Origin of the sequence: Comamonas sp. B-9 (assembly GCF_000410635.1) — a bacterium.
GTDB lineage: Bacteria > Pseudomonadota > Gammaproteobacteria > Burkholderiales > Burkholderiaceae_C > Comamonas.
Genome location: NZ_KE148654.1, coordinates 1,745 through 6,005, shown reverse-complemented (window position 1 = coordinate 6,005; position 4,261 = coordinate 1,745). Strand labels below are relative to the sequence as shown.

Below are 4,261 nucleotides of genomic sequence, written 5' to 3'. Positions count from 1 at the left end.
CTCGGCGCGCCCGGGGCAAGCCAGGCGCGGCTGGGCCGCCAGGTAGCGCGCTGGCAGGCTGGCCGCCTGGCCAAGCGGCACGCTGCTAAGGGGTGCGGGGGCAAAGAGGCGCATCGCTCAAGGCTCCCGGAAAGCTTCGCTCTGGATATGCAGCACGGGGCGCAGCAAATACCAGATAAAGGGCTCACGGCCCAGCAACAGATCGAGCTCGGCCTGCATGCCAGTGGTGATGCGGTTGTCCTTGCGGCCAACCCACGGCTGGGCCAGGCTGGCCTGGATGCGGAAATACGAGGGCGCATCGGGCACGTTCGGGTCGTGGTCGGCATCGGCCGATACCAGGGTGACCTTGCCGGGCACAAAGCCATAGCGCAGGTAGTCATAGGCGCTGACCTTGGCCTTGGTTTCCTGGCCAGCGCGCACATAGCCCCGGTCGGCCGGGTTCAGGCGCGCTTCGACGATGACCTCATCCTTGTCGGGCACGACTTCCAAGATCGCCTCGCCAGGCTTGACCACCCAGCCGGCGCCCGAGCTGCGCAGGCCTTTGACGACGCCATCGGTCGGGGCCAGCACCACCGTGCGGCTGCGCTGGTTGCGGGCGCGGGACAGGTCTTCGCTCAGGCTGAGCAGTTCGCGCTCGGTCTGGGCCAGCTCTTCGGAGGCTCGGCGGCGGAACGCGCCCTGGGTCTCCAGAATCTTGGCCTGGGCCTGCTCGACCTTGGCGCGGTTGCTGACCAGGCTTTGCACGGCGGCCGCCAGATCGGTGCGTACCAAGGTGAGGGCGCGCTGCTTGTCCAGCACTTCGAGCTGGCCAATCAGCTGCTCAGCCGCCAGTTGCTGGGCAATGCCGGCCTCTTGCTCGTGCAAGGCCAGGCTGCTGCGCAGGCCGTCGATGCGGGCCTGGCTTTGGGCCACATCGCCCCGGGCCTGCAGCAGCATGGCCTGGCTCGATGCCAGGCTGCCCTGGTATTCCAGCGCCCGTGAGGAGAAGGCGCCCAGCTCGGCGCGCACAATCTTGTTCTCGAGCTCGCGCGGGAAATCCGTTGCCTTGAGCGCCAGGCCCTGGCTTTCGGCCGTGAGGCGTGTGCGGCTGGCCTGCGCGGTGGCGCTGCGGGCCGTCAACTGCTCCAGGTTCAGGCTGCTGCCGCCCAGGTCAATTTCGAGCAGCGGCTCGCCCTTGTGGACTTCCTGGCCTTCCTTGACATGGACGGTGGTAACGATGCCGCCTTCCAGATGCTGCACGGTCTGCACGCGGTCGGAGGGAATCACCTGGCCGCTGGCAACGACGACATTCTCGACCGGGTAGAACAGGCCCACCAGCACCAGCACGCCCAGGGCCGCCAGCACGATGCGGCGCTGGTTGCGGCCGGGCTGCGGCGTGCCGGGTAGCGCTGGCCGCTCCAGGTTTTGCAGCACCTGGGGCAGGTGGTGAAGGGAGCGGGCCGTCATGATGCCAACTCCTGGGCCTGCGCCGGGCCGGATGTGGCCGATGGCTTGGCGGCAGCCGCGCTGCTGCGCGAGGCAGGCGCTTCGTTGGCGGCAGCCGCTGGCTTGCTGCTGACGCCAAAGAGCAGCGGCAGCATGTGCTCGGGCTGGCCCTGGTCCACCTGGCCGTCACCACGCACATGGTAGATATGCTGGGCGAGCGATGCGACGCGCAGCGAATGGGTGACGATGATGACCGTGTGCTTGGTCGCAATCTGGCGCAGGGTTTGCAGCAGCGCGGTTTCGCTCTCGAAATCCAGGTCGTTGCTGGGCTCGTCCAAGATCAGCACCGAGGGGTTGCGCAAGAACAGCTGGGCCAGGCCAAGCTTGCGCAGCTCGCCGGCCGACAGGCCCGCGCCGCCTTCGCCCAGGATGGTCTGGTAGCCCTGGGGCAGGCGGCTGATAAAGCTGTGCGCGCCCGACAGCTGGCAGGCTGCCAGAATCTGGCCGTCATCGGAATCGGGGCTGACCATGCGCAAGATATCGACAATGGGGCCGCTGAACCAGTAGGTTTGCTGCGCCAGGCAGCCCACCCAGCGGCCCAGGTCATTGCGCGGGAACTGCGCCATGTCGTACTCGTCGATCGAGATCGTGCCTTGCGTGGGCTGGTACAGGCCGGCGAGCAGCTTGGCCAGGGTGGATTTGCCCGCGCCATTGCGGCCCAGGATCGCATGGATGCCGCCGGGGCCGATCTGCAGCGACACCTGGTCCAGTGCCAAGTGGCCTGAGGGGTACTGGAAGCTGGCCTGCTCCAAGCGAAACACGCCGCGCGGGCGGGGCAGCGCAATGCGCTGGCTCTCAGGCTCCAGCGGCTCTTCCAGTGCTTCTTGCAGGCGGGCTGTGGCTTCGTTGGCGCGGGCGAGCGAGCGCCAGTTGCTGGCCAGCTGGGCAATCGGGCCCAGGGCCTTGCCCGACAGCAGATTCACCGCCATCAGGCTGCCGATGCTCATCCACTGCGCATTGATGGCCAGCGCGCCCACGGTGATGACGGCGACCGAGAACAAGGTCAGCAGCACATGGCTGGTTTCCTTGGCGTTTTCCATCTCGCCGTTTTTGTCAAAGCTCTCGGCCAGCCAGCGGTCATAGCCCGACTGCCAGGCCTGCTGGGCCGCTGCGTCATAGCCCAGCACCTTGAGGGTGCCGCGCGCATTGCAGATCTCGGCCGTGCCCCGGTCGAGCTGGCGCGCCTGCTCGACTTCTTCGACCCGGCCACTGCGCACCTCATCGGCCCACCACCAGGCCAGCACGCCCAGCACGACCATAGCCACCACGATCACCGGCAGCACCGGCCAGGCGATGATGCCGATCACGATCAGCGCGAGCAGGGCCATTGGCAGATCCAGCACCGAGGAGGCCACGCCGCCCGAGATGCAAGAGCGCATCGAGCCGACATCGCGAAACAGCTGCAACCACTGCGTGGCCGAGCGCTGCTCCAGGGTGAGCAGCGGGTGCGCCAGCATGGAGCGCATCAGGCTTTGTGAGACTTCGCGGTCGATCGTGGCGCCCGCTTCCCGCAGCGCACGGGCGCGCTTGCGGCGCAGGTACAGCTCGAGCGCCAGCATGCACAGCACGCCGGCCACCATGGCGGTGAGCGTGGCGGTGCCGCCGCGCGAGATGACACGGTTATAGACCTGCAGCAGGAAGATCGAGGGCAGCAGCCCCAGCAGGCTGATGGGCAGTGACAGCCAGACGGCCTGGTGCAAATGGCCTTTGGCATGGGCGAACGACGTCGCCATAGCAGCAGCGAACGGGCTGGCCGTCGCCGCTTCGGCCTCCTGGGCCTGCGCCGTGGCTTCGGTGCGTGACACCAAGACGCGGGGTAGCAGGTACTCGATCATGTTGGTCTCTCCCAATTCCTCTCAGCGATCCACTGTTGCGCTGCACAAATACACTATTTATTTATTGGTTTTTCTTATTAACTCGGAAACTCGACTGCGGTTTAGTCCGCCATTTCTTGTAATTTACTTTGATTTTTATCAAACATAGCGCGGATCGGTGATGGTAAGAAATTGTATTTTTTTATGACAAATGTCTCCCGCCCAGATACTAAATATAGGGGTTGTATAAATATTGGCGGAGCGGGAGTCTTAAAGCTTTTTTCTATGTAAATGTTCAACAAATTGAGGGTATTTGCTAATCAATAATTAATTGCGGAACAGCAATATGGTGAATCCACTGGTAAATACGCCAGTTGTTGGCTTGCAAAGGGTCTGCACCCATAAATGGCTCAATAAAAGCGGCTTGCTCTCGCGCATCTGGCGCCATAAACATGGCCGCTTCGGGGTGGAGGTATTGCGGCAGCTGGGCTTGCAAGGTTTTGCGCAGCGCAGCCAGCCAGCTGCAGCTTTGCAGGTGGCTGCGGGCCTGGGCCAAGCCCGGTTGCAGGGCCAGCTCGGCCACCGCCACCACAGACCAATCGGGGTGCGCCGAGGAGGCGCCCCCATGGGCCAGCAGGTGCCACTGCAGCCAGTGCCGGGTCAGCGCTTCGAGCGCTGCCATCTCAGGCGTGGCCATGCTGGTGGTACTGGCGCTGCTGCCTAGGGCGGCGCCGGGTGGGGGGGCTGGCGCATCGCTGGGCGCTGCGACCGCAGTGGATGCGCAGCCCTGCGCACCCATGCAATCGGCATAGGCGGCCAGCGCCACCAGGCGCCAGGCAGGCGCCAATGCGGCCGGTTTGGGCGTGGGCAGTGGCGGCTGCAAGTCGCTGTGCGCGGTCTGGCCCTTGCCGGGGGCCAGGCGCTGGGCCAGTTCGGCCATGACTGGCAGCACGGCGTCCAGC

The 4,261-nt window shown here is 65.4% G+C and carries 3 protein-coding genes; all 3 read right to left on the bottom strand.

Annotated elements, in window-relative coordinates; genetic code table 11:
• Positions 1-117: 117 nt before the first annotated feature.
• The gene (locus H928_RS0121690) at positions 118-1,446 is read right to left on the bottom strand and encodes an HlyD family type I secretion periplasmic adaptor subunit (RefSeq protein ID WP_021028373.1); all 1,329 of its coding nucleotides are present in this window, start codon (positions 1,444-1,446) and stop codon (positions 118-120) included.
• Positions 1,443-3,320: a peptidase domain-containing ABC transporter gene (locus tag H928_RS0121685; protein WP_027011233.1), complete on the bottom strand. Its 1,878-nt coding sequence runs from the start codon at positions 3,318-3,320 to the stop codon at positions 1,443-1,445. The genes H928_RS0121690 and H928_RS0121685 overlap by 4 nt, the downstream gene beginning before the upstream one ends.
• A gap of 295 nt (positions 3,321-3,615) precedes the next feature.
• Positions 3,616-4,261, bottom strand: a 646-nt coding sequence (locus tag H928_RS29225) for a hypothetical protein (protein ID WP_043341476.1), incomplete at its 5' end; no start/stop codon positions are given.

Excerpts from the sequence above, each read along its gene's own strand:
- H928_RS0121690 (WP_021028373.1), bottom strand. The coding sequence starts at position 1,446 with ATGACGGCCCGCTCCCTTCACCACCTGCCCCAGGTGCTGCAAAACCTG.
- H928_RS0121685 (WP_027011233.1), bottom strand. The coding sequence starts at position 3,320 with ATGATCGAGTACCTGCTACCCCGCGTCTTGGTGTCACGCACCGAAGCC.